Genomic DNA, 24,279 nt, shown 5'->3' with positions numbered 1-24,279 from the left:
GTGAGTAAAATCTTCATCAATTTTATAAAACTCCTTAATATTTTACTGCTAGGACTAAAATTATTGATTTTTAACTGGTTTTTATTTATCATTTAACATATGACTTTAGAAAGGATGAAGGTTCTATGAGTAATAAATTAAAAGATTTAAATACTTTTACAACCTTACTAGGAAACCTTTTAGGGGTACCAGTAAATTATATTAATTACCTAACTAAAGAAAGTAATTTCAATCCCCCTCAGGCTGGAGCTGAAAAATTTATTTATACCCATTCTAAAGATTTTATGAAAAAACTCCTTTCGAATAATTGGAGTGAGAATAAAATATATAAAATTTCCTCCCTTTTACACATGGAATATACCCTTTGTAAAGTTCCTAATATGGACATTGCCATAGTTATAGGTCCCTATACCACCAAACCTTTTAACATTAGCTTTCTAGACATATTTGAAACCCAGTATGAAATCAGTGAAAGTACCAGGTTATCCTTGCAAAACTACTTTGCTGGAGTTACAGTAATAGACTTTTCAAAGATTGATGCTGCCTGTAATTTACTGTTTTTTAATTTCTTTGGTGAAGTTGATGTTGATTATGATAAAGAAGTAATTATTGCTGAGAATGATATTCATGGGTTATTCATCCATGACTCCTTTGCACCATTAAAAGAAACCAATGTTGGAGAAAATATTGAGTCAATGTACACTAATGAAAATCTCTATCTTCAAATTATTACTGATGGAGATATCGATGGCCTTAGTAAATTAATTGGGAGCCTGAAATCTAACATGAAATTTAAGCTTCGTTCAAATAATACCCTACGAGATATGAAAAACTATGGTTTTACACTTAACTCTTTATCTAGGAAGGCTGCAGAAAGAGGATTTGTTCATCCATTTTACATAAATGAAGCTTCCACAGAGCTGGCAATAAGAATTGAAAATGCAGCTTCAGAAAATGAACTTTTTACTATCTTCAAAGAAATCCCTTCAGTTTATTGCAAGATTGTAAGGGAAAAATCCTTGAAGGAATATTCCCTACTAATAAGGAAAGCAATTAACTACATTAACCTGAACTTAAATTCAAACCTAACCCTAAGTTCCATCGCCAATAATATAGTCGTTAATCCAAACTATCTTTCCTCTAAATTTAACAAAGAAGTCCATGAAAGTATTGCTTCTTTTATAAATAGAAGACGAATAGAAGAAAGCCTAAAACTTATGAAAAATACAAGCCTTTCTATCACTGCAATTTCTGAACAGGTAGGCTTTAATGATGTAAATTACTTTTCAAAGGTTTTTAAAAAGCTTCTGGGAATATCTCCTTCTGAATATAGAAAGAATAAGGAGTAAGCAGTTCCTCGCTGAACTACTTACTCCTTATTCTTGAAATACTAAATCTTAATTAAGACCATATGCTATAAAATATAACCTCTTCCAATTGAATACCTTCTTTAGGCTATTATCCATTAAATTTACTTTAAAAGTTCATTTACTGCATTTATAACTGCCAATCTCCCACTATTTAAAGCATGAGATATTCCAAAGCCTGCTCCTTGATACTTACTAGAAAATATATTTCCAGCTATAAGTTCCCCTACTGCATAAACATTTTCTATAACCTTACCGTCAGCATCAATAAGTTCTGTTTTTTAGTTTACTTGAAGTCCAGTAATTGTACCAAAAGTTCTTGGAACTGCAACTTGAGCATAGAACGGTGCCTTAACTAGATATTGTACCTTTTCTACTGGTAATCCAAAATCTAAAGTATCGTTATTTGCTACTGCTGTATTATATTTTTGAACTTCAGCTAATAAGTTTTCCCTATTAATTCCCATGCCTTCTGCTAGTTCTTCCAATGTAGCAAACTCCTTAATTGTTCCTTTTTCTATACCTTCAATTAAGAAATCTTTATCTTCATAAGTTCCATCAACTATAACAACACCTTTGCTATTAGCTTTTCTTATTAAATCATGCTGAAGAACGTACTTAGCATTGGTTTCGTTTATAAATCTCTTACCATTCATATCCACTAAAAAATTAGAGTTAACTAATGCACTCCTATTAGATGCAACAATAGTTCCCATTGTACCTTCCCCTACTAAAGGAATGTCAAAATCCTTTAATAACTCATAGGCATCACCTGTTGCTCCTCCATTAGTTTGAATAACACCCTCAGCATACTCAGGGTCTAACTCCTTCATTTTTTCTGAGTTACTTCCATGTCCCCTTTATATGATACTTATATTATTGATATAATTTTAACACAACACTCTTGTGAATATATGTTTTATTATATATATAATAAAGTTTATATATTTGATGTTAGTTATATCATTATATACTTCATATATCATCGAGTATAATGTAATATTTATTTTACACCTCAACTTCCAATCCATATAAATTTAACTTTTTAAATAATTTATTATCTAAGATTCTTATACTAACTATTTATTGCTATTATACAAGCTGAATGTTTTTATATTCACCACTTCACTCAACCTATCAAAAATACTTTTTTGAGATTGTATGTCCATATTTGAACTGAAAAAATGTCGCAAAATAAATTTGCGACATTCTAGGATAAATATTATGGGTTGCTTAAAATTATTATTTTACTTCTTTAGAAGCTGGAAGAATTACTTCAACCTCAGAATGTGGTCTTGGTATTACGTGAACTGAAACTAATTCTCCAACTCTTTGTGCAGCTGCTGCTCCAGCATCTGTTGCAGCTTTAACAGCTCCAACGTCTCCTCTAACCATAACAGTTACAAGTCCGCCTCCAACATACTCTTTACCTATTAAATATACGTTAGCAGCCTTAACCATTGCATCTGCAGCCTCTACAGCTCCTACTAGTCCTTTTGTTTCAATCATTCCTAAAGCATCATATTTCATTTTTGTATCCTCCTAAATTTTAATTAATATATTTTAATTTTTTAATAAGCTTTTTATTTTTTTAGTTTTAATTTTCAATTCTTATTGTTGATTTTGAATTCATTCCCATGGCATTTGCCTCTTCAATATCTAAGTGGCATTCAAGCTTGGAAGCATCATTAGCTCTTATAGCAACATTGCTGTAAGTACCGCCTCTTTCACCCTCTACCTTTATTGAAACAACTTGTCCATCATGCACCCCTAACATTTCTGCATCTTGTGGAGTCATGTGAATATGTCTTTGAGCAACAATTAATCCTTCCTCAATTTGAACAGAATTCTTAGGTCCAACTAATGTTATTCCTGGTGTTTTGCTTAAATCTCCAGACAATCTTGCATGGGGTACCGCTCCAAGTTTTATACAATCTCCAGTTAATACTTCTACTTGAGTCTTACTTCTTGTTGGTCCAAGGATTCTAACTTTTTCAATTGCTCCCTTAGGTCCACAAATTGTAACAACTTCTTTGCAGGCATATTGCCCTGGTTGTGATAAATCCTTAAGCTTTGTAAGTTCATATCCTTTTCCGAATAGGATTTCTAAATCTGCTTCAGATAAGTGAACATGTCTATTAGAAATTCCAACAGGTATATCAAAAGATAAATCATTTTTTATATCAGCTTTTTCCTCATTAGCTTGTACTGCTTCTAGTAAAAGCTTTAATACTGATTCATATTTATCCATTATTTTGCCCCTTTCATAGCGGCAATAATTTGATTTACTAATTCTAAGAGTTCTTCATTGCCAGTTGCACCAGCACCTTCAGTAGCAGTTGTGCATTTTTCTGCTTCCATACACTTTGAAGCTGCAGCTGCAATTTGTGCAGGGCTCATGTTTAAATATTTATTTTCATAACTAGTACAAGTTTCTACTGGTTTAACATTTTTAAATGTTGGATCTTCAACAGCTAATGTTGCACAATCCTTTATTCCATAAGCAACTCTTTTTATATTAACAAGGTGTCTTGGAGTTACATTTTCTGAAACTGAACTTCCACCCCATGTACCACATCCTAATGTGAATGATGGCATAAGTCCTGTGCTTGCTCCAGTTCCACCTTGAGTTCCTCCAGTGTTAACAAGAATACGAGATGCTGGTTTTTTAGCAAACTTCATTACAATGTTTCTGTCTTCTGTGTGAAGGCTCATTGTGTGTCCTATTCCATTTTGAAGTAATGCAATACTTAACTCACATGCCTCATGAGCATCCTTAACTGTATAGAAACCAAGAACTGTAGTAAGCTTTTCAAAGGATAATGGGTATCCTTGTCCAACTCCCTTTTGCTCTCCAATAAGTACTTTAGTTCCTTCTGGAATTGTAATACCAGCAGCAGCAGCTATTACTTGTGGTGTTCTTCCTACAAATTGGGCATTCATTGCATGTCCATTTTTGAAAAGAAGCTGACAAACCTTATTTGTTTCTTCTTCACTCATGAAGTAACCACCTTGTCTTCTTAATTCAGCAACTACTAAATCATGATTGCACTCTTCACAAATTATAGACTGCTCTGAAGCACATATTGTTCCATTATCAAAAGTCTTGCTTGCCATGATATTTCTAACCGCTTTTTCTACATTAGCAGTTCTTTCAATATAAGCTGGTGAATTACCTGCACCAACACCTAGTGCTGGTTTTCCTGCACTATATGCAGCTTTAACCATGGCTGGACCACCAGTTGCAATTATTAATGAAACCTCTTGGCATTTCATTAATTCATTTGTTGCTCCAATTGAAGGCATTGTTATACATGAAACTATATTTTCAGGAGCACCCGCTTCTACGGCTGCATCATGCATTAATTTTGCTGCATGAATTGTACATTTTGCTGCAGATGGATGTGGTGAAAATACTATTGCATTACGCGATTTAATTGAAATTATAGATTTAAATATAGTTGTTGAAGTTGGGTTTGTTGAAGGAACTATTCCCATAACCAAACCAACTGGTTCAGCAACCATCATTATTTTGTTAACTTCATCTTCCTCTATAATGTCAATAGTCTTCATATCCTTTATAGACTCATATAATATTCCTGACGCTAAATGGTTTTTATAAGTTTTATCCTCAACTTTACCAAAGCCAGTTTCTTCAACTGCCATTCTAGCAAGGCATGCAGCATTTTCTTCTGCAACTCTAACCATATTTCGTATGATTTTATCAATTTGCTCTTCTGTATATTCAGCAATGTTGTTAGCAGCTGTTTTTCCCAGTCTAGCTAAATCCCTTGCTTCTTGTATTGAGCGTAAATCCTTATCAAAATTTTGCATTTAATCTCCTCCTTATCACAGAGAACCTTTTACTTTTTCTCATAATATGCTTTAAACTTAATCAACAATAGTTTTTTATCAGCTTTAGAAATTGCTCTTCCTGTAATTCCAAAGTCTTCATACTCACGAGCTAAGTTTCTAAGCTTAACAACCTTAAGTTTATTTAAGACTTTAAACACCTGATCCATACCACTCTCTCTAAAAAGCTCATCAACCTCTTTTTTGCGTAGGTTTTCAAAAATTATTGCTGAAATCTCAGCTTTTTGAACATTATCTGTAACGTTCTCCTGCTTCTCTTCCTGAACCTCAAAGTTTTCATCTTTATAACTCATTTCTTCAAGGTTTGTTAATTCCACTGCTTCAACCTTATCTTGTTCTATATTTTCAACAGCTTCCTTTTGATTATCTGAATTATTTCCTATAATACATTCTAAATCTTCATGTGGACGAGGAATAACATGGTTTGAAATTAAAAGATTATCGCTTAAATTTCTTACTGCTGCAACTCCTGCTTCAACAGCAGCCTTAACAGCTCCCACATCTCCTGTAACTGTAATTGTAACTAGACCGCCACCCACATAAGATTTTTCAACTATACTTACATCCGCTGATTTTACCATTGCGTCTGCCCCCTCAACAGCTGCAAGTAAGCCTTTTGTCTCTAACAATCCTATAGCCTGCATTCCTTAGTCCCTCCTAGCTCTACTATAAGAGATCTGCCCAGTTTGCTGGATATGTTGTATAAAATATCTTAGCCTTATCTGGAGATCCCCAAACTACTTTAGAACCTGATGGTACAAATAACACATCTCCAGGATAAGCAGTAAAGGTCTTTCCATTGATTTCAACCGTTAATGTTCCTTCAATTACATAGTCAATTTCTTCATAAGTAAGTTCCCAATCAAATCTTGAATTTTCAATTGTTAGGAATCCTGCACTCATCTTTGACTCTTCCTTGCTTACTAATTCTTGATAATAAGCTTTTACCTCTGAATCTCCTGTGTCAAAAACATCCATCTTAACTGAATTTCCTCTAACAACCTTAAGTCCACTAGCATCGCATTCTGCTGCATATGGTAAACTACTTCCTTTAAGACACTGAAGCATTTCTTGTAAAAGCCCCTTATCCATCATTGTTTTAAAAACTTTAAGCATAGCTTCCATATCAAGATTATCTGCTGAAACCTTTGAGCCTAAATCACTAGAATTTGAAATAACAGGTTCCTCCGTTGTGAACTCAACCTCTGCAGCCTTCGCAAGATCTTTTGCGGATGGTGTTATAATCATTTCCTTTGCCACATAAAATTTTCTTTTACCAGTAGCAATAAACTCTTCCATATCCTTTGCACATATTAACTTTTTCATATTTTCACTTCCCTTCAACAGATGATTAATCTTTAACCAAAATTACAATCATCATCAATGATGCCCACAACAACTGCATCAACAGGAATATTATCATCACCAAGCATTCTGCGAGCAGCTGATCCAGTACTTATAATTACTCTGTCTCCAATACCAGCACTAATAATGTCAACTACTATAAGCCTACGTCCATGATCTTTTCCACCAATTTCTTCTGCAAGCATGAGCTTAAATCCATTGAGAGCATCTGCCTTTCTGGTTGCCCAAATATTATCAATAAGTTTTGCTGTTATCATTAAGACAATCCCTCTTTCATTTTGAGTTTAATTTCATTTATAGCAGCTTCAACCGATGCAGTATCTCCAAAAATTGCTAATAATATCATATGCTGTGGACAGCTTCCCTTAATATCTTCTACTGTAACTCCTACAGCCTTTTCAGCTATATCCGCTGCATATATCATCTCAATTAGCTTTCCTTGAACAAGACCTATGGCTCCCACCTTACTTATATCCAGCTTGGAGGATGTCACCATTCTTCTTTTAAGAATATCCTTGGTTCCTTCTGAAGGTGATTTAATTATTCTAAAATCCACTTCTCACCAGCTCCTTATTCAATGATTTCTTGAGTACAGCTTAAAGCTATTCCAAGAGGTGTTACAAACATAGGATTTCTAGGTTTATGGGTATATATTCCTGTCTGCTTTTCTATAATGGCTTCAATACCAGTCAAGCAGCATGTTCCGCCTACAAGAGAAATCTCTTCAATATTGTAATTTTTAATGTGCTGGTTAATAATTGATGCAACCTTTTCTATCACTGGCTTTAAAACCGGTAAAAGCTCTTTATGGTTTCTGTTATCTCTTTTGAACTTATCAGCTTCCTTAAACTCCATTCCATAAGCTCCTGATACAACTAATGAGAAGTGAGTTCCTCCTGTAGGTTCATCAACAACATATACAACCTTTCCATCCTTTAAAATGGATATTCCCGTTGTACCTCCACCAATATCAACAACTGCTCCATTTTCAATTTTTAGTACTTCATTTGCAGCAGTAGGTTCATCTAAAAGATTTGTAAGTTCAAAGCCTGCGGCTTGCACAACATTCTTGATAGCTCCTGAATCTAAAGCATCAGTCCCAGGAGGAATTGCTGCAGCTGCGTACAGTAACTCTGTATTCAGCTTTTCTTCAATTTCCTGTTTTAGCTCTCTAACAATCTTTACTGCTCCAATATAATCCACAACCATACCATCACGAACAACATCTGCATATCTATATGCTCCCGCAACTGGCTTATAGTTTTCATCTAATACTGCTAAAACTATGCAGGCTGTTCCTAAATCCACACCCGTGTAATAAGTAGACGTCCCATTTAAAATTGGTCTTTCTATAACTTCTTCAAACTCCTGAACAAGGTTATCACAATATTCGAAAGTTAAACTTTTCTCTGACATTTTATCCCTCCTACTGTTGTGCAGACCATTTGAGACAGTGAGTTAATTATCAAATTAACATTTTCTATTATCTTATTTCCAAGGTCTTCATTTTTGCCATCATAGGCTTCCAGCACATCATATATTAATTCTCTAATTTCACATCTTAAGTAATGAAGCTTTAATATTTCTTTGCTTCTTTCAAGGCTCAGATGAAAGTCGGTAACTTCAAAACAATCATTAATTTCCGTCATACAACAAGTTAAATCAATTCCAGTACATGGTCTAAAGGTGATACTTTCTAATACAGCCTTACCTTCAATTACATGTCTAATGTTTGAAATTCTTCTTCCTAAACTCAAAATATTTTGTGCTAAAATTATATCTAAGTTTAAAACTTCACTACTTGTAACAAGAAACATAGCTTCCATGGTCTTTAATCTACAGCATAGCTTTCTTAAAGCTTTACTATTCTCCTCATGTAACACCGTTGCTTCCTCTTTCTCGGAAACTTTTTTAATTACTTGAAAAACATCATCCTGCATCTTTATTCCTTTATCGGATAAATACTGTCTTGCTCCAGGTGTAAGGCGTTGTCCTTCATTTAATTTGTAGGTGTCAAAAGGTTCTTTTCTATATAAATCTCTTAAATACTCTTCAGTAATAAATTTCATCATGACCTCTTTACTCCTCACACTTTTCAAATACATGTCTTTTCAAAGCATCAATCCCTGTTTCCTTTGTAAAACTAATGTGAAAATAAGGTTCTGTAACTCCTATTTCCCTAAGCTGCCTTATACATTTATCTTCATTCTCAATGTTCAAGTCGCACTTCGTTACAACCCCTATTACAGGACATCTAAAGGATTTTGCAAATCCAGGTGAGTATATACTTGTTGGTTTAGATTGGTCCACTAAAATTAATACCTTTGATGCATCTTGAGCTGCTGCTATAAGATGTTTGTACATCCAAGCATTCTCTATATAAGCCCCCGGTACATCTATTGTTTTATCACCATATATCATATCTGGTGTCCTTCTTAAAGGACCCTTATAATCATTAAGTGAATTTACCAAAGTGGTTTTTCCACAGCCAGAAGGTCCAATTACCATTATGCGTTTTCTCTTCATGTTCTTGTAATGGGAGCTGTTTCAAATCCAAGCATTTCTTTCAAGGTATCATTCACTGCAATTAATGCAGTCTCAACACTTTGTACATCACCATTTATTACTACAGACCCTGTGAAACGATCTAAAAATCCAATTTCAACATCAGCAGCTTTTGCTGCAATGTCAGCTGCTATAATAGCTGTTTCATATGGTGACAGTGTCAAGATACCAATGGCCCCTTTATCATCAATTCCAAGTCTTTCATATATTTCAGGCATCGGCGATGCAATAACATGAGCTATTGTAATCTGTTTACCTGGTACTGATTCTTGTATAACACGCTGAATACTTCTATCAAGAAAATCTCCCATAAACCTTACCTTCCACTTTATTATCTATTACAAATTAAGTTAGTGACGAATTACTTTAACAGGTAAATCATATTTCCTAATCCATTGTTCAATTCTGTCTAAGTCTTCATTGGTTAAACTTGGATCACCCTTTATAGGGTATTCCATTCCAAGCTGATTGTATTTATTAACACCCATCTTATGGTATGGTAGTAAATCAACCCCTTTAAAGTTCTTATAGTCCTTATAGGGTAATAAAAATTCCATAACTGCCTCAATATCTTCCTGACAGTCATTAACTCCCTTTAATAAAGGCATACGAATTTGAACATTATATTTTCTTCGAAGTAATTCTTGTAGATTTTCTAAAATCTGTTCATTCCTTACTCCTGTTAGCTGAAAATGCTTATCAGAATTAATATGTTTAATGTCAAATAGGAATAAGTCTGTAAACTCTGCAATCTTTAATACAGATTCAAGTTTTGCATACCCACAAGTCTCAATTGCAGTATTTATACCTTCATTTTTACATGCCATCAAAAGACTGCTGGCTGCTTCAGGCTGCATTAAAACTTCACCACCGCCAAGGGTTACTCCACCTCCTGAAACCTCGTAAAAGGTCCTATCTTCTTCCACAATCTCAAGTAATTCTGAAATAGTTTTTACTTCTCCTACTATGGAGATGGCAGATTTAAGACAAGCATCTACACATTTACCACAATTGATACATTCAATATTATGATTAACCTCATGGTTCATGGTTTCCTTAGAAATTGTATGTATTCCAACTGGACAAACCGCAGCACATGCTCCACAGTTAACACACAAATTACTCTTAAACATCACCCTATGTTTTTTTAATATTCCTTCTGGGTTTGCACACCATTGGCAACGTAATGGACATCCTTGAAAGAATATTAATGTTCTTACTCCTGGTCCATCGTACATATTATATTTTTGTATATTAAATATTGTTGCTTTACGTTCAAATACTCCTAAATTTCCATTACTCATTATCTTAATTCTCCAGTTTTATTTTCCTTCAGTTTCTCTGGTGGCAGTAATAGGATCAAATAACCCTATTACTATTCCTCCAGATAAATCTCAGGCATATATTTTAAAAGTGTGTTAACACTGTTCTGCTTATAATTTCATCTTGAACATCCTTGCAAAGCTCTACAAAGTATGCACTATATCCAGCAACACGAACTATTAAATCTCTGTACTGCTCTGGATGCTTTTGTGCTTCCAGCAGTGTATTGTTGTCTAAGTAGTTAAATTGAACTTCTCCAAGTTGAAGAGCACAAGCACTGCGTAATAATGTAATGATTCCTTCTTCTCCTTCTTTTGTATCAAGAAGTCCAGAGATAAGTTTAAAGTTATGAACCATACCAATGTTCATACTTTCACAAGACATTTTTGAAATAGATTTAATTATAGATGTTGGTCCTTTATAGTCTGCTCCTTGAGTTGGGCTTATTCCATCTGATAAAGGCATCCAAGCTCTACGTCCATTAGCTGTTGCTCCAGTAAGCTGACCAAATGGAGTGTTGTTAGATATTGATAAAGTGCCGTGGCTAAGTACTGAATATAATGTTTTGTATTTACGGTGTTCCATTTCAGTAAAGTTAATAAGCTCAGCAGCAATGTAATCTGCATAATCTTCGTCATTTCCATACTTAGGTGCATCTAAGCAATCTTTTCTAAGCTTTTCATATCCAACGAAATCTGCTTTTAAAGCTTCATTCATTTCACGTAATGTATATTTCTTCTCTTCAAATACTAACTTCTTAATAGCCGCCATAGAATCTGTATATGTTGCAAGACCACTCCAAACAACTCCTGGTCCGAAGTTGTACATTGCTCCACCAGCTTCTACTCCTCTACCATTTTCCATACAACCTTCATACATTATAGACATAAGAGGTTTTGGTGCAAGCTCTCTATGAACTCTTTGAGAAATAACTGTAGCAACGCTTGTCCATTTTGTAATGAATTTTATTTGCTCCTTTACAGCTGCTTCAAACTGTTCATAAGTTTTAAAGCTATCTATGTCTCCCATATCTGGGCAAACCTGTTTACCATACCATAGTGGTACACCGTTATTAAGAACTAACTCAATACAAATTGGCCATTGAGTATAACCAGTTGATGTCCACTGATATAATCTTCCTGATTTCTGTGGCTCAACGCACCCCATTAAGCAGTAATCTCTTGCATCTTCAATTGAAACTCCTTTTGCAAGCATCATTTTTATATGAACATCATCAAAGTGACAAGCTGGGAATCCCATTCCTGCACGAACAACATCTACTATTTTCTTAAGGTACTTTTGTGGTGAACCTTTATGGATACGACATGCTAATGATGGTTGATAAATCTTAACGTGTCTTACAGCATCCATTAATAAGTAAGTTAATTCGTTTGTTGCGTCTCTTCCTTCTCTTGTTACACCACCAACACACATGTTTACAAATGGTTGGTAACCTGCAAAGAATTTAGAACCTCCTTCACTTGTTATCCACATCATTTCTGACATTTTTATAAGCATACATCCTGCTAATTCAAAAGCGTCAAAGTCACTCATTCTTCCAGCCTCTAAATCAGCCTTGTAGAATGGGTACATATATTGGTCAACACGTCCTATAGACATACCGGTCTGGTTTTCTTCAACTACTAGTAAAGATTCTATTGTCCAAACTGCTTGGATAGCTTCCCAGAAAGTTTCTGGTTTATGAGCTGGTACTTTTGCATTTACTTCAGATATTTTTAGAAGCTCAGCTTTACGCTTTGGATTTGTTTCCTTAGCAGCAAGCTGTGCAGCATATTCTGACATACGCTTAGCATAAATTATAACTCCTTCTGCAGTATCTATTACAGATTTGTAGAAGTATATTTTTTCTATATCCTCTGGTCTTTCATAGCTAAGCTCTGCTAATTTTTCTTCAGCTTCTCTCTTAACGTCAAGCATTCCTTTTTTCATTAAAATTACATCATATCCTGGGTTTGAGTCTCCACCACCATTAACAGCATGATAAGAACAGTCAGATACGAAAGATTCTCCTGAAAGCTCCCAAACACCAGCCTCACGGTATTGATCTTCACAATACTCATCAACTGATTTACCCTTCCAGAATGGGAAAATTTCTTCTTTCATATATTTTTTATCTTCTTCAGAGATATAGAATGGGTCTTGAGGTCTTGTTCCTATAGTATCTATCTCATCAACCATCCATCTCCAAGCTATGTCTGGAGAAAAGGCACCTGCACGTGGTGCTCCATTTGGTGCCCCAACGATAAGCTCATGATCTTGAATTACAAGTGGTGCAGTTTCACAGCAGTACTTAAAGCTTTTACCTCTTAATATTGCCTTAGGTGCTCCTGGATTTTCTTTAGCAATCTTTGTTATTGCCTTTGCACGGTGAATAGTTATTGTTGGAACTTGTTTTAAATAATTCTCTTTTAACTTAACTAAACGTTCTGTAATTCCCTCAGGAATTTGTCCATTATTATTGCAAACATTGTTGCAACTAACAGTTTCTTCTTTAACCATCTCTTTTGAAACACTCTCAAACATTTGCATTAAAGCTTTACGTTCAGCTTCTGACATATTTTGAGTTGCTTCCATAAATTTACTCGAAAACTCACGTATATCCAATCTTATCCCTCACATTCTTTATTATTTTAAAGTTTTATCTTAATTACTTGTTTAAATCATTAATAACTCTTTTTAAAAAGCTTTCTAAAAGTTTAAGATCAATTTCTTGATTACCTTTACAGCTCTCACTTGATAGATTTCTATCTTTGTCTTCAATTAAAGCTTTTTTTACATCTTCATACTGTCGTATTCCATAGCCAACCTTACGGATGTATATAAGATTCATTGGTGACACATTATCTGATGTCATTCCCTTACCTGCTGAACCACTTCCAAGTGTCATTGCTGGAAACAGGTTAGTTGTCCACCCCATACTTCCAAATACCCCAGGTGTATTAACTAGCACCCTGCCAACAGGTTTTTTAAGAGCAAATTGGCGAATAACCTCTTCATCCTTTGAGTGAATAATAAGAGTGTGTCCCTGTCTTTCTGATAATAGAAGTTCAATACACTTTTCACAGGCATGAATCCAGTCATCTTCAATATAAAATGCTAACACCGGGCAAAGCTTCTCTTTTGAGTAAGGATTAGACCATGAAACATACTTTTGTTCAGATATCAGTACCCTTACACCGCTAGGTATATTAAATCCTGCTCTCTTCGCTAAAAGTTCAGGGGATTTTCCCACATATTCTGAATCAAGAGTTCCATCATCTTTATATAAAAGTCTGCCAAGGTTATAGGATTCTTCCTCACTCATGAAGTATGCTCCATTATCTATCAGATTTTTCTTAACCTCTGAAACAATACATCCATCAACAACTATAGATTGCTCTGCTGCAGAAACTACTCCATTATCAAAAGTTCTGCTAAATATGATATCCTTAACTGCTTGCTTAATATCAGCTGTTCTTTCTATAAATGCTGGTCCATTTCCTGCTCCTCCATAGATAACTGGCTTTTTAGAAGTGTAAGCTGCCTTCAACATACTTGGAACTCCAGTATTCATAATTAATGCAGTGTTTTTATGATTCATTAATTCAAAAGCACCACTAGCTGCTATAGTATGTAAATATGAAAGAGCACCTTCTGGAAGTCCACAGCTCTCTGCGGCTGAAATTAAGATGTCAAGAGTCTTCTTCATTGTTTCTTTTGCCCGTGGATGAGGTGAAAATATTATTGCATTTCCTGACTTTATAGCTATTAGCGCCTTATAAATAGTTGTTGAAACCGGATTAGTCGCTGGGCAAAAGGCAACAATAACTCCCACTGGTACTCCAATGTCCATTGTCTTGTTTACTTTATCCTCACTAATAATTCCAACACAATTCATACCATTTAATCTATTTGTTAAATAGGAGCATACAAAGGAATTCTTAATAAGTTTATCTTCCCACTTTCCATACTCTGTTTCTTCAGCAGAAAGCTTTGCAAGTTCACTTATATGCTTTTTAATTTCACTAGTCATAGCTTCAACTATCTCGTCCAGCTTACACTGTGGATAAGCTGCTAATCTTTTTTGTGCCTCACGAGCATTTTCAACAAGAATTCTAGCTTCTTGCATGGAGAGCAAATCATTATCAATAATTTTCATCTTTCTCTCTCCTTATCAAAAATAGTTTGTCTTCAATTAAGAAATTAAGTTTTTAATTGAGTAACGTTCAATTATTTTCTCTAAGTCTTGGTGTGGTCTTGGTATTACAACTGAACTATATAGATTTCCATCTTCCATATCTTCTACAGCTTTCTTCCCTGCTTCAACTGCAGTTTTACAAGCACCAACATCTCCACGAACTAGCACCGATATATATCCTGATGCAACATTTTCATATCCGATAAGTTCTACATCTGCTGCCTTGCACATAGCGTCAGCTGCTTCTAATGCAAAAACTAGTCCAAAGGTTTCTATTAATCCTATAGCTTCATATCTTGCCATTTTACATCAATTCCTTTCTACTTCTTATGCATCAATATCGTGCACTGAAACAATATCTCCAACTTCTCTTATTGGTCTTGGCATAACATTTTTTGCTGTTAACTTACCAATGGCTGCTGCTGCTTCAGCACCTGCTTCAACTGCAGATCTTACTGCTGCCACATCACCCTTTACCATAATTGTGACAAGAGTTGAACCAATATTTTCATAAGAAACTAACTCTACATTTGCAGCCTTCAACATTTTATCCGCTGCTTCAAGGGCTGGAACTAATCCTAATGTTTCTACAAGACCTAATGCCTCATCACCATAATATCTCACTTAAAATTCTCCCTCCACTCAAAACCTTACACCCTTTAAAGTTGTAAAATCTTTTTATGTTTATTACTTTTCTAAACAAAACTACAAATATTATGTTTATTTCTCTCTAAGTGAATTATATCCCCTACCCTTTAGGGGAAAGTCAATATTCTTCTTTGTAATAAATTTAAAAAAAATCGAAATATTCAAAAGCATTGAAAATTCTATATAATAGTTATCTTTATCGAGAGAAATATACATTTTATGTTATTTAAAATATCATTAACTTATAAAATTCCTTCTATAAGCATTACCCCACGGGGAGTGTTTTCAAATTTTTATAATCATACTCCAATATTAATCTCTTATATATTTGTTTATTGTTGCAGCCCCTTCTTCATGTGCATGATAATACACATCTAATTCATTATTAGCATTTAGTTCAAATCTTGTTTCTTCAAGAAGACCATTAGCTTCTGCAGTCATTAAAGCTGTTATTACTGCATTTTTCTTAAGAGCCTTAAAGCTGCCATATTCTCCCTTCAAAGCTTCAATCACATCATCTGCACAAGCTTCATCTACCTTAGTAAAATATTTTAAAATAGCATAATTAAGCGGCTTCATCTATTTTAACCTCCACGTTTTTATTTCTAAAAATATCTAATGGGTTCATAGCAATAGTTAATATACCTACCATCATTATGATTGCTCCTACCCAAGCAACAACTGGTAAAGACCAGCCTTCCATTCCTGCAAATACTCCTAATAATAAGTAGCAGAATAATGGACCAAAGAAAGAATAAGTTCCATTACAAGCTGTTCCAAGTCCAGCTCCACACATACTATTACCAGCATACCAAGTCATAAATGTTATAAAGGTTAATAATCCACTGCATAGGAACCAAATCATTGCAGGACCACTTGTAAAGGCTTGAACTGCAAGGTCTATTGAAACATTTATTCCACCATCCATGATTCCCATTACTGGAACTACAAAGAATAAGTTTGCAATACCAGAAGTAATCTGACGAATACAAATTCCTATTTCAGGATCTATCATAGCTGAACCATATCCAGCAACGCAGCCTTCAAAGCCCCATGCAAGAGCAGCTATTATAGCAACACCTATACCAAGAACTAAATTTGGTGAACTTCCACCAGTAAAGCCTGTACTTCCAATTAAGAAAGAGGCGAAAACACATATAGTTATACCTGTAGCCATACGTTTATTTAACTCTTGTTTGTAAAGTATCCTTCCTAATATTGCTGCTATCGCTGGACAAAGTGCAGATATTGGAACTACTATTGGTCCAGCTAATTGAATTGATATAACATAAGCTGTACCAGCTATAGGTCCACCTATTAATGCAGCTAGCATCATTATTCTTCCTGGCTTTGAATTAAAACACCTTAAAACATCCTTGAATTTACCCTTAATTGCTGAGTTAATAATTGCCCATCCAGCACTACATGTATCATTGATTGCATTGCCTAAAGCTGCAAGAAGATATATAACTACGAAAGTTGATAATCCAGCTTTATTAGGTCCTGTCCAGTCACTCCATACTCCTTGGGTCATTGCCATTGTTAAGAATGCTGTATAAAGACCGTAGGTAACTCCTGAAAATAGTGCAAGGGAAATTCCCTTTTTAAAAAAGTTACTAGCTAATTTCTCTTTTGCAGCCATAGCCTTTGCTTGTGCTGTACTTGTTGTACCTTGCATAAAATCTCTCCTTTTCTAATATCATTTGTTTAAAATAAATCTCTATTTTTATATTTCATAATTAAGCAGCTTCATTTTCAACTGTTGTCCTTTTTTTTAATAAATCCATTGGATTCATTGCAATGGTTAATATACCAAACATCATTAACACTGCTGCAATCCAAGCTATTGGAGGTAGTGACCATCCGTCAATTCCACAGATAACACCCATAATAATCCAGCAGCAGAATGGACCCCAGAATGAGAAAGTTCCATTACAAGCCATACCTAAAGCTGCACCACACATACTGTTTCCATTGTACCAACACATATAAGAGACAAATGCACAAAGACCACTTATAGCAAACCAAATCATTGCTGGACCACTTGTAAATGCTTTAACAACTAAGTCAGTTGAAAAATTAATTGAGCCACCAAAAATTACACCAAATATAGGAACTAGAATTAATAAGTTTGATAATCCAGAAACAGCTTGGCGTATTGTGATTCCAATTTCAGAATCAATCATAGAGGTACCATATCCAGCAACACAGCCTTCAAAACCCCAACCAATGGCAGCTATTAAAGCAATAGCTAACCCTAATACCAATCCTTCTGGAGCATCGCCTCCAATACTTGTGCTTCCAATTAAAAAACTTGAAATAACACAAATACCAATACCACTCATCATACGCTTGTCCAATTTTTGTTTAAACAACACTTTGCCTAATATAGCTCCAATTGCTGGACAAAGAGCTGTAATTGGAATAACTATTGAACCTGCTTTTTGAAGTGCCACAACATATGCAGTTCCTGCAATAGGGCCTCCAATTAATGCTGCCAAAACCATTACTGCACCTGGTTTGGTTTTAAGACATCTGAAAAAATCACCTAATTTTCCTTTATAGCCTGCGAAAAGTATTGCCCAGATTGCACTACAAGTGTCATTAACTGCACTTCCAAGTGCTCCTAAAAGATAAGTAATAACTAATGCCGATAATCCTGCAGTATTTGGTCCTAACCAGTCCCCCCATACTCCTTTAGTCATTCCCAAGGTTAGAAATGCTGAATAAAATCCATACATTAACCCAGAAAATAGAGCTATAGAAATACCCTTTTTAAGAAAATTAGCGGATAACTTCTGTTTTGCTGTTAAAGCCTCCATAGATGGACTTCCCGAAACTCCCTTCACAAATAAACCTCCTTAATTTAAATATTTAACAAAGTGATAAACCTGTCATAATTTTCACTTTATTGAAATTAAATGATAACTAAACTTCACTCTATGTATTCGTTAACAATTTAACTATATTAAAATTATAGATTATCCCCTTAGGGGTAATGTCAATACCTCTAAAGCTATATTTTTTTAATATTAATATAAATCTAAAAATATTCTATGTCTTCCTCTTTTCTTAGACGTAAAACTAGTAAATTCAATAGCTTTGAAGCTTGGATATTCATTGGAATAAAAAAATAAGCAGGTTCTAATGACGATAATTATTGTTATCAAAAAATCATTATAACTACTTGCAATAAGAATTATTATTTTACAAAATATTTTTTCAAAAAATTATAAAAACGCCTTCCCCTTAAGGTCAACGTTTTCATAATATTTTTTTATTTACATTTATCTTTTAATTTTAACAAAAACTTCTGTTACAAACTTATTTTCATCTTGAGTTGTCCAGTAATCAGTTACGTATCTTTCATAAACTTCCTCATCACATTTATAACCATACTCACTAATAAAATCCTGAATTTTTTTATAGGTTTCATCTATAGTACTATGTGATCCAATGTGATAGCAGGATATAACCATTTCTCCTCCATATTCGATAGATTTATCTGCGTCACACTTCAAAATTGTCTCCTGCATTATTCTTATATTTTTACACTTTCCTTCTACCTTATCTTTGAAGGAAGGAAATTGTATTATAACCGGGCCTGTTATAGCGTTCTTAATACTTTCTATATAATTAGTAAACTCTATATTTATTATAGAGTCCATATAATCATAATTATATTCTTGATCTAGAAATGTCATTTGACATCTGTCTATATATTTAATAGATACATTACAAACATTATTTTTTAATACCATTTCAGCTTCACGAATTAAGCCATACCAATCTTCAATAGATCTTAACTTTAAATGTATTTCTTTTTCTTGCTCTTTTAATTCATCAATTTTATCTCTAAAACTATTTTCAAATAAAGTATATGGTGCTCCTGCTAAAAACTCTTTCATTTCTTCTAGCTTAAAACCACTTTGTTTATAATACTTTATCATAGGTACAGATAATAAATTTTTCTTACTATAGTATCTATATCCATTTTCATCCATAATCTTATCTGGAGATAAAATCCCCATTTTATCATAATATCTTAATGCTTTCTTTGTTATCTTGCAAATTTCTTCAACCTTACCAATAGAATAAAATTCACACTCCATAAATTATAGCCCCCTCGATTTAATCTATGTATAACCATTTTTCAGCATATAGTAATTTCTTATACTTTCATTCATACTTATACTGAATATAAATTTAATTAATATTAAATAATAATTTTTCTTTTTAAGCTTTAAAATGTCAAATGCCACCCTAAAAGGGTGGCTATTTGTATTACTTACTTCCTATTACTCTATCTAAAAGCTTTGCTATATCTTCCTTGGAAGCCTCTCTTGGATTAGCTTGTGTACAGATATCCTTCAAAGCTGCATTGATAATTTCTTCTCTACATTCTTCTATTAAATTCAAGTCAATTTCCTGCTCAATTAATGTAGTAGGAATCATTAATTTCTTTTGAAGCTCAACAATACTCTTAATTAAATTATTTACTCCTATATTCACAGTGGATGCATGAAGTTTTAACAGTTTAGCAATTCTTTGATATTTTTTTGCAGATAAATTATATTCCTGAACATATCCGCTCTTACTTAAATCAGCATTATACTCTACCACATGAGGAAGAATAATTGCATTACTTCTTCCATGAGGAATATGTAGTTTTCCACCTATTGCATGAGCCAAACTGTGCGTTATACCAAGACCTGCTGCATTAAATGCCATCCCTGCAAGGCATGAAGCATTATGTAGCTTTTCTCTAGCTACCACATTATTTCCATCATTATAAGCTTCAGGTAAAAATCTAAAAGCTAATGTAATTGCCTTTTCTGCTAAAGCATCTGAAAAATCAGTGGCACCTTTTGCAACATAAGCTTCCATTGCATGTGTAATTACATCCATTCCAGTATCTGCTGTTATTGACTTTGGAACTGATAGAACAAGCTCCGGGTCTAATATTGCAACATTTGGTAAAAGGGATTTATCTGCAAGGGCATATTTTAACCCTTCCCCTTTATTAGTTATCACTGCATATTCTGTTACTTCTGACCCTGTACCGCTTGTAGTCGGAATAGCATAAAACTCTTCAATCTTCTCATCATTACTTTGCAGCTTATTATAATAATCCTTTATTGCTTTTGCAGCATCAATAGAAGATCCCCCTCCAAGTGCAATGATCATTTCTGCATTGCATTCTTTAAGTGCTTGAATACCAGCAGCTATAACTTCTATTGGCGGATCTGGAACTACCTGGCTGAAAACAGCAGCATCACATTCTGTAAGCTTGTCTAACACCTTCGCAGCCATTCCTGATGTTTCCATGAATTTATCACATACAATTAATATTCTTTTGTTTCTAATATCCTTTAGTTTATTTAAAGACTTTTCTCCAAAATAAACAGTTGTACTAATACTAAATTCTTTCATATTGCTTAATCTCCTTAAAAAATTTAATATGAATGATTTAGTTATATTTAAATTTCAAATAAAATTATGTATTTGTGACAGGTTTATAATTTTATTTTCCTATTATATCACACTATTTATAAAATTTTAAACATTAATTTAAATTTTTTTAGTTTTGCTTGTTGTAATTACTGATATTGAATATGTTCACTGTTAATTAATAATTCTAAATAAAAAAGACTGTATCAGAATGAAGTAAAAACTTCATTCTGATACAGTCTTTTAAGCTTTGATCTTTACAACATTTGAACTCTGTAAATCCAATAATTTCAAAAAGCTATATTCTCTCCTTTTTTCTTTTACAAATCAGAACCACAGTAATTATTATAAATGCTATCAATACAAGCATTGCAAATGTAAAGACTTTAACATATAGCTCCTTATTCGCCTTCACATATTCCTCAGTACTGAATTTAGTGTAAATAGGTAATACTTTTTCACTATTATTATCAGTAATTACAAATTCACCCACCACTGCATCCTTTTCAATATTCCATGGATCTATCTCTTTAAGGTTCATGTCATAAGTTCTATATTTTTTATTATAATCATTGTTATACCACTGAACATCTTCCTTTATATAAAGTGGTATTTCTACTTCTTCAAAATCCCCTATGAATTTAAGTGGTCTTACCTCTTCCTTCTGAACATACAGCTCATCTCCTGAAGAATAAACAGTCTCTTTTTCCTTAGCCACTCCATACTTAATTATCTTGTCCATATCTTGAAAAAAGTCAGGTGATTCTCCTCCTAAAACAACACCAACTAAAGTTCTGCCATCAACTTCATAAATTGATGTAAGACATCTCCCAGCCTTTGAAGTGAATCCAGTTTTACCGCCAATATTACCATCAATTCCAAGGTTAGCATTACTATTGATAATCTCATATCTAGCTCCACCCACAAAACCAATGTCAGTTTTCTTTGTTCCAACCACTTCTTTAACCCAAGGATTCTTTAAAGCCTCAATAGTTAATAAGGCCATGTCATAAGCAGTGGAATAATGATTCTCACCATTAAGAACCTCCTCCATATCTAGACCTGTAGGAGTATAGAAATCCGTATTCTTCATCCCTATTTCAGCAGCTCTCTCGTCCATGAGCTTTGAGAATTCCACAGGATCATCAGCAATATCTTGTGCGATCATATATGCCATATCATTTCCTGATCTTAAAAGAAGACCCTTCATAACATCCTCTGCCGTAAACTTGTCCCCAACTTGAAGAGGAAGCCACAAATCCTTATATATAGAAGTTGAAGGCTGCTCCATTGCAAGCTCTGTAAAAGTAATCAAGTCCTCCTTCTTTCTATTTTCAGCTAATAGCAATCCTGTCATCAGCTTCGTTGTAGAAGCCATCTGAACCTTCTCTTCACTATTTAAAGAAAATATAACCTCACCAGTGTCCACGTCCATCACAATAGCTCTTTGACTGCTTAAATCCATGTCTTCTATGCTGGTTTCTCCATAGGCACCTATTGGCATCATCATTATAACTAATGACAGCATAATGCCCTTTATAAAACTTTTATTCACTTGTTTTCCTCCCAGTCCATATAACTATAATTAATATACCTAAACTAATTATAACTTCTATCATGCACTATTCAACCTATTTAGATATTTTGTCATGGATTCGTAATAATTTAAAGTTATGGTTTCACCATAACATACTCATTTATATATCAAACACACAAATTATCCTATTTAAAACACAAATAAACCTTATCACTTGTAGCCAAGCAATAAGGTTTATTTAACGGAATTATTTTAAACTTAAAAGTCCAATAAACTGAACTTAAGGGATATATATTAAGACCCTCCCATTTCCAGAAACTAGACCTAGGAGGTCCAAATATTTACACTAAGTATTTATCTAATGTTGCTTTAACAGCACCATTTCCTGCAATTAACTCTTTGAACATACCTTCAATTTTATCAGCTAAGCCGATTTCAACTAAGTTTACTCCAAAGATGTTTGCGTTTGATAATATTTCTAGGATTTCTCCATTATAAGTACCACCAAGTTTAACTGTTGCCAACTTAGAAGTTAAGTCCTCTAATAATGGATCAGAGCTTAAAGCAAACTCATTTCCATTATCATCAACTGCTAATAAGTAACGTAACCAACCTGCAATTGCAAGCGGAATATAAGTTAAATCTTCTACATTAAGCTCTTCACTCTTTGCATAAGATTTAATAGTTTCTCCAAAACGGATACCTACCTTTTGTGATGTATCTGTTGCAATTCTTTGTGGTTCATCTGGTATGAATGGATTAGAAAGACGTTCATTGATAACTTCGTCAATGAAAGCTTTTGGGCTGATTATTTTTGGATCAACAACCACCTTCATTCCTTCTTCATATCCAATTTTCTCTACTAATTTACGAAGATTTGAATCTCTCATTTCTTCGAAGATTCTTGTATATCCTAAAACACAGCCATAAACTGCAAGAGCTGTGTGAAGTGGGTTTAAACAAGTAGTTACCTTCATTGTTTCTACGTTGTTAACTGTATCTCTATCTGTTACATATACTCCACCCTTTTCTAAAGCTGGTCTTCCATTTGGGAACTTATCTTCTATAACTAAGTACTCTGGAATTTCCGCATTCACAAATGGCGCTATGAAAGTATTTTTACTTGTAACTATTGGAGCCATATCTTCAAGACCTAATTTTAAAAGCTCTTCTTCCACTGATTTTGCTGGTCTTGGTGTAATTTTGTCAATCATACTCCATGGGAAAGAAACCTTTCCCTCATCCTTTAAGTATGCTACAAATTCCTTTGTTACAAAGCCATTTTCACACCATCTTTCAGCTATTTCAACGATGGAAGCTTGTAATTTTGCACCATTATGGCTGCAGTTATCCATACTGCATACAGCTAATTTTAATTCCCCTTTTTCAAAACGCTTATGTAATAAAGATGTTACTATACTCATGGCATGCTTTGCTGCTGCTGGACCATTTTTAATATCTTCAGCTACAACACCTAAATATTCTCCTTGTGGATTTTTTAAAGCATAACCTTTCTCTGTAATAGTAAAACTAATCATTTGTAATGATGGATTTTCAAAGGCTTTTACTAATTTATCATATTCTTCAAATTCAGCACTTGCCTTATATGCTCTTGATACCCCAGCGATTACTTCCTTATCCATTTTACCGTCTGATCTTAAACGAACTAACATTGTTAAATTATCATATGGTGTGTATATTTTATCAATAATATCAAAGTCAAAAGTATCAACTGCAATTATACCTGTATCTTCTAACCCTAAGTCAAGGATTGTTTGGTTAACTCTTGCAATAAAGCCTCTGAAAATATTTCCAGCTCCAAAGTGAATCCACTTTGGTCTTTCATCAGTATTTTTTGCAACCTGAGCAATATCAAATTGTGGTAATTTTACATCTTGCCATTGACTAGCATTTTTTAATGATTCAATGTTCAATTTCATAGTTACTACCTC

General features: G+C 33.9%; 25 protein-coding genes. 1 reads left to right on the top strand and 24 read right to left on the bottom strand.

Annotated features, from left to right (window positions below; all coding sequences use genetic code 11):
* Positions 1 to 125: 125 nt before the first annotated feature.
* The gene (locus BN1075_RS20545) at positions 126 to 1,349 is read left to right on the top strand and encodes a helix-turn-helix transcriptional regulator (protein ID WP_052406357.1); all 1,224 of its coding nucleotides are present in this window, start codon (positions 126 to 128) and stop codon (positions 1,347 to 1,349) included.
* Positions 1,350 to 1,648: 299 nt separating this feature from the next.
* On the opposite strand, the gene BN1075_RS02895 is transcribed toward BN1075_RS20545, so the two are convergent.
* From BN1075_RS02895 to BN1075_RS02780, 24 genes are all read right to left on the bottom strand, one after another.
* Positions 1,649 to 2,200, bottom strand: coding sequence for an FAD-binding protein (locus tag BN1075_RS02895; protein ID WP_040191538.1), 552 nt, complete (start codon positions 2,198 to 2,200; stop codon positions 1,649 to 1,651).
* A gap of 409 nt (positions 2,201 to 2,609) precedes the next feature.
* Positions 2,610 to 2,897: an ethanolamine utilization microcompartment protein EutM gene (gene eutM / locus BN1075_RS02890; protein WP_040191537.1), complete on the bottom strand. Its 288-nt coding sequence runs from the start codon at positions 2,895 to 2,897 to the stop codon at positions 2,610 to 2,612.
* 67 nt (positions 2,898 to 2,964) lie between these two features.
* Entirely contained in the window at positions 2,965 to 3,618 is a 654-nt protein-coding gene (locus tag BN1075_RS02885) for a phosphate propanoyltransferase (RefSeq protein ID WP_040191536.1), read from the bottom strand.
* On the bottom strand, positions 3,618 to 5,201 hold the full coding sequence (locus BN1075_RS02880) for an acetaldehyde dehydrogenase (acetylating) (protein ID WP_040191533.1): 1,584 nt from the start codon (positions 5,199 to 5,201) through the stop codon (positions 3,618 to 3,620). Before BN1075_RS02880 ends, BN1075_RS02885 begins: the two co-directional genes overlap by 1 nt.
* A 29-nt stretch (positions 5,202 to 5,230) precedes the next feature.
* Positions 5,231 to 5,884 carry a BMC domain-containing protein gene (locus tag BN1075_RS02875; protein WP_040191532.1) on the bottom strand — a complete coding sequence of 218 codons (654 nt, stop codon included), beginning with the start codon at positions 5,882 to 5,884 and terminating at the stop codon, positions 5,231 to 5,233.
* Between the two features lie 22 nt (positions 5,885 to 5,906).
* A complete protein-coding gene (locus tag BN1075_RS02870; RefSeq protein WP_040191531.1) occupies positions 5,907 to 6,566 on the bottom strand; it encodes a cupin domain-containing protein in 660 nt (219 codons plus the stop codon).
* Between the two features lie 32 nt (positions 6,567 to 6,598).
* Positions 6,599 to 6,862 (bottom strand): EutN/CcmL family microcompartment protein, encoded by a 264-nt coding sequence (locus tag BN1075_RS02865; protein WP_040191530.1) that lies wholly within the window; start codon positions 6,860 to 6,862, stop codon positions 6,599 to 6,601.
* The gene (locus BN1075_RS02860; RefSeq protein ID WP_040191529.1) at positions 6,862 to 7,161 is read right to left on the bottom strand and encodes a BMC domain-containing protein; all 300 of its coding nucleotides are present in this window, start codon (positions 7,159 to 7,161) and stop codon (positions 6,862 to 6,864) included. Before BN1075_RS02860 ends, BN1075_RS02865 begins: the two co-directional genes overlap by 1 nt.
* A 14-nt stretch (positions 7,162 to 7,175) precedes the next feature.
* Positions 7,176 to 8,021 (bottom strand): ethanolamine utilization protein EutJ, encoded by an 846-nt coding sequence (gene eutJ / locus BN1075_RS02855; protein WP_040191528.1) that lies wholly within the window; start codon positions 8,019 to 8,021, stop codon positions 7,176 to 7,178.
* Positions 8,003 to 8,677 carry an ATP--cob(I)alamin adenosyltransferase gene (locus tag BN1075_RS02850; protein WP_040191527.1) on the bottom strand — a complete coding sequence of 225 codons (675 nt, stop codon included), beginning with the start codon at positions 8,675 to 8,677 and terminating at the stop codon, positions 8,003 to 8,005. The genes eutJ and BN1075_RS02850 overlap by 19 nt, the downstream gene beginning before the upstream one ends.
* A gap of 7 nt (positions 8,678 to 8,684) precedes the next feature.
* On the bottom strand, positions 8,685 to 9,131 hold the full coding sequence (locus BN1075_RS02845; RefSeq protein WP_040191526.1) for a EutP/PduV family microcompartment system protein: 447 nt from the start codon (positions 9,129 to 9,131) through the stop codon (positions 8,685 to 8,687).
* Positions 9,128 to 9,481 carry a BMC domain-containing protein gene (locus BN1075_RS02840; RefSeq protein WP_040191525.1) on the bottom strand — a complete coding sequence of 118 codons (354 nt, stop codon included), beginning with the start codon at positions 9,479 to 9,481 and terminating at the stop codon, positions 9,128 to 9,130. Before BN1075_RS02840 ends, BN1075_RS02845 begins: the two co-directional genes overlap by 4 nt.
* Before the next feature lie 39 nt (positions 9,482 to 9,520).
* Positions 9,521 to 10,474 (bottom strand): choline TMA-lyase-activating enzyme, encoded by a 954-nt coding sequence (gene cutD / locus BN1075_RS02835; protein WP_040191524.1) that lies wholly within the window; start codon positions 10,472 to 10,474, stop codon positions 9,521 to 9,523.
* A gap of 103 nt (positions 10,475 to 10,577) precedes the next feature.
* Positions 10,578 to 13,118 (bottom strand): choline trimethylamine-lyase, encoded by a 2,541-nt coding sequence (gene cutC, locus BN1075_RS02830; RefSeq protein ID WP_040191523.1) that lies wholly within the window; start codon positions 13,116 to 13,118, stop codon positions 10,578 to 10,580.
* Positions 13,119 to 13,161: 43 nt separating this feature from the next.
* Positions 13,162 to 14,652 carry an aldehyde dehydrogenase family protein gene (locus BN1075_RS02825; RefSeq protein WP_052406356.1) on the bottom strand — a complete coding sequence of 497 codons (1,491 nt, stop codon included), beginning with the start codon at positions 14,650 to 14,652 and terminating at the stop codon, positions 13,162 to 13,164.
* 36 nt (positions 14,653 to 14,688) lie between these two features.
* On the bottom strand, positions 14,689 to 14,994 hold the full coding sequence (locus BN1075_RS02820; RefSeq protein WP_040191522.1) for a BMC domain-containing protein: 306 nt from the start codon (positions 14,992 to 14,994) through the stop codon (positions 14,689 to 14,691).
* A 24-nt stretch (positions 14,995 to 15,018) separates the two neighbouring features.
* Positions 15,019 to 15,315: a BMC domain-containing protein gene (locus BN1075_RS02815; RefSeq protein ID WP_040191521.1), complete on the bottom strand. Its 297-nt coding sequence runs from the start codon at positions 15,313 to 15,315 to the stop codon at positions 15,019 to 15,021.
* Positions 15,316 to 15,651: 336 nt separating this feature from the next.
* Entirely contained in the window at positions 15,652 to 15,918 is a 267-nt protein-coding gene (locus tag BN1075_RS02810; protein ID WP_040191520.1) for a hypothetical protein, read from the bottom strand.
* The gene (locus BN1075_RS02805) at positions 15,905 to 17,017 is read right to left on the bottom strand and encodes a membrane protein (protein ID WP_040191519.1); all 1,113 of its coding nucleotides are present in this window, start codon (positions 17,015 to 17,017) and stop codon (positions 15,905 to 15,907) included. Before BN1075_RS02805 ends, BN1075_RS02810 begins: the two co-directional genes overlap by 14 nt.
* Positions 17,018 to 17,078: 61 nt before the next feature.
* Positions 17,079 to 18,161 carry a membrane protein gene (locus tag BN1075_RS02800; protein ID WP_040191759.1) on the bottom strand — a complete coding sequence of 361 codons (1,083 nt, stop codon included), beginning with the start codon at positions 18,159 to 18,161 and terminating at the stop codon, positions 17,079 to 17,081.
* A 465-nt stretch (positions 18,162 to 18,626) separates the two neighbouring features.
* Complete coding sequence (locus BN1075_RS02795; protein ID WP_040191517.1) at positions 18,627 to 19,451, bottom strand: MerR family transcriptional regulator; 825 nt, start codon at positions 19,449 to 19,451, stop codon at positions 18,627 to 18,629.
* 172 nt (positions 19,452 to 19,623) lie between these two features.
* Positions 19,624 to 20,772 (bottom strand): 1-propanol dehydrogenase PduQ, encoded by a 1,149-nt coding sequence (locus BN1075_RS02790; protein ID WP_040191516.1) that lies wholly within the window; start codon positions 20,770 to 20,772, stop codon positions 19,624 to 19,626.
* Between the two features lie 316 nt (positions 20,773 to 21,088).
* Positions 21,089 to 22,345, bottom strand: a complete 1,257-nt coding sequence (locus BN1075_RS02785) for a D-alanyl-D-alanine carboxypeptidase family protein (protein ID WP_052406355.1) — start codon at positions 22,343 to 22,345, stop codon at positions 21,089 to 21,091.
* A 323-nt stretch (positions 22,346 to 22,668) separates the two neighbouring features.
* Positions 22,669 to 24,267: a mannitol dehydrogenase family protein gene (locus tag BN1075_RS02780; RefSeq protein WP_040191514.1), complete on the bottom strand. Its 1,599-nt coding sequence runs from the start codon at positions 24,265 to 24,267 to the stop codon at positions 22,669 to 22,671.
* Between the last annotated feature and the right edge of the window lie 12 nt (positions 24,268 to 24,279).

The organism is Clostridium culturomicium, assembly GCF_000821305.1.
In the GTDB taxonomy this organism is placed as follows: Bacteria; Bacillota; Clostridia; order Clostridiales; family Clostridiaceae; genus Clostridium_J; species Clostridium_J culturomicium.
Note: the sequence above shows the minus strand (reverse complement) of the source record. Positions and strands in the feature narration are given on the sequence as shown.

Bases quoted from the DNA above. Each gene is read 5' to 3' on its own strand.
- eutM (WP_040191537.1), bottom strand. From the start codon at position 2,897: ATGAAATATGATGCTTTAGGAATGATTGAAACAAAAGGACTAGTAGGA.
- BN1075_RS02870 (WP_040191531.1), bottom strand. From the start codon at position 6,566: ATGAAAAAGTTAATATGTGCAAAGGATATGGAAGAGTTTATTGCTACT.
- BN1075_RS02780 (WP_040191514.1), bottom strand. From the start codon at position 24,267: ATGAAATTGAACATTGAATCATTAAAAAATGCTAGTCAATGGCAAGAT.
- BN1075_RS20545 (WP_052406357.1), top strand. From the start codon at position 126: ATGAGTAATAAATTAAAAGATTTAAATACTTTTACAACCTTACTAGGA.
- BN1075_RS02875 (WP_040191532.1), bottom strand. From the start codon at position 5,884: ATGCAGGCTATAGGATTGTTAGAGACAAAAGGCTTACTTGCAGCTGTT.
- BN1075_RS02885 (WP_040191536.1), bottom strand. From the start codon at position 3,618: ATGGATAAATATGAATCAGTATTAAAGCTTTTACTAGAAGCAGTACAA.
- cutD (WP_040191524.1), bottom strand. From the start codon at position 10,474: ATGAGTAATGGAAATTTAGGAGTATTTGAACGTAAAGCAACAATATTT.
- BN1075_RS02790 (WP_040191516.1), bottom strand. From the start codon at position 20,772: ATGAAAGAATTTAGTATTAGTACAACTGTTTATTTTGGAGAAAAGTCT.
- BN1075_RS02820 (WP_040191522.1), bottom strand. From the start codon at position 14,994: ATGGCAAGATATGAAGCTATAGGATTAATAGAAACCTTTGGACTAGTT.
- BN1075_RS02880 (WP_040191533.1), bottom strand. From the start codon at position 5,201: ATGCAAAATTTTGATAAGGATTTACGCTCAATACAAGAAGCAAGGGAT.
- BN1075_RS02800 (WP_040191759.1), bottom strand. From the start codon at position 18,161: ATGGAGGCTTTAACAGCAAAACAGAAGTTATCCGCTAATTTTCTTAAA.
- BN1075_RS02850 (WP_040191527.1), bottom strand. From the start codon at position 8,677: ATGATGAAATTTATTACTGAAGAGTATTTAAGAGATTTATATAGAAAA.
- BN1075_RS02845 (WP_040191526.1), bottom strand. From the start codon at position 9,131: ATGAAGAGAAAACGCATAATGGTAATTGGACCTTCTGGCTGTGGAAAA.
- BN1075_RS02865 (WP_040191530.1), bottom strand. From the start codon at position 6,862: ATGATAACAGCAAAACTTATTGATAATATTTGGGCAACCAGAAAGGCA.
- BN1075_RS02805 (WP_040191519.1), bottom strand. From the start codon at position 17,017: ATGCAAGGTACAACAAGTACAGCACAAGCAAAGGCTATGGCTGCAAAA.
- BN1075_RS02810 (WP_040191520.1), bottom strand. From the start codon at position 15,918: ATGAAGCCGCTTAATTATGCTATTTTAAAATATTTTACTAAGGTAGAT.
- BN1075_RS02795 (WP_040191517.1), bottom strand. From the start codon at position 19,451: ATGGAGTGTGAATTTTATTCTATTGGTAAGGTTGAAGAAATTTGCAAG.
- BN1075_RS02895 (WP_040191538.1), bottom strand. From the start codon at position 2,200: ATGAAGGAGTTAGACCCTGAGTATGCTGAGGGTGTTATTCAAACTAAT.
- BN1075_RS02840 (WP_040191525.1), bottom strand. From the start codon at position 9,481: ATGGGAGATTTTCTTGATAGAAGTATTCAGCGTGTTATACAAGAATCA.
- BN1075_RS02825 (WP_052406356.1), bottom strand. From the start codon at position 14,652: ATGAAAATTATTGATAATGATTTGCTCTCCATGCAAGAAGCTAGAATT.
- eutJ (WP_040191528.1), bottom strand. From the start codon at position 8,021: ATGTCAGAGAAAAGTTTAACTTTCGAATATTGTGATAACCTTGTTCAG.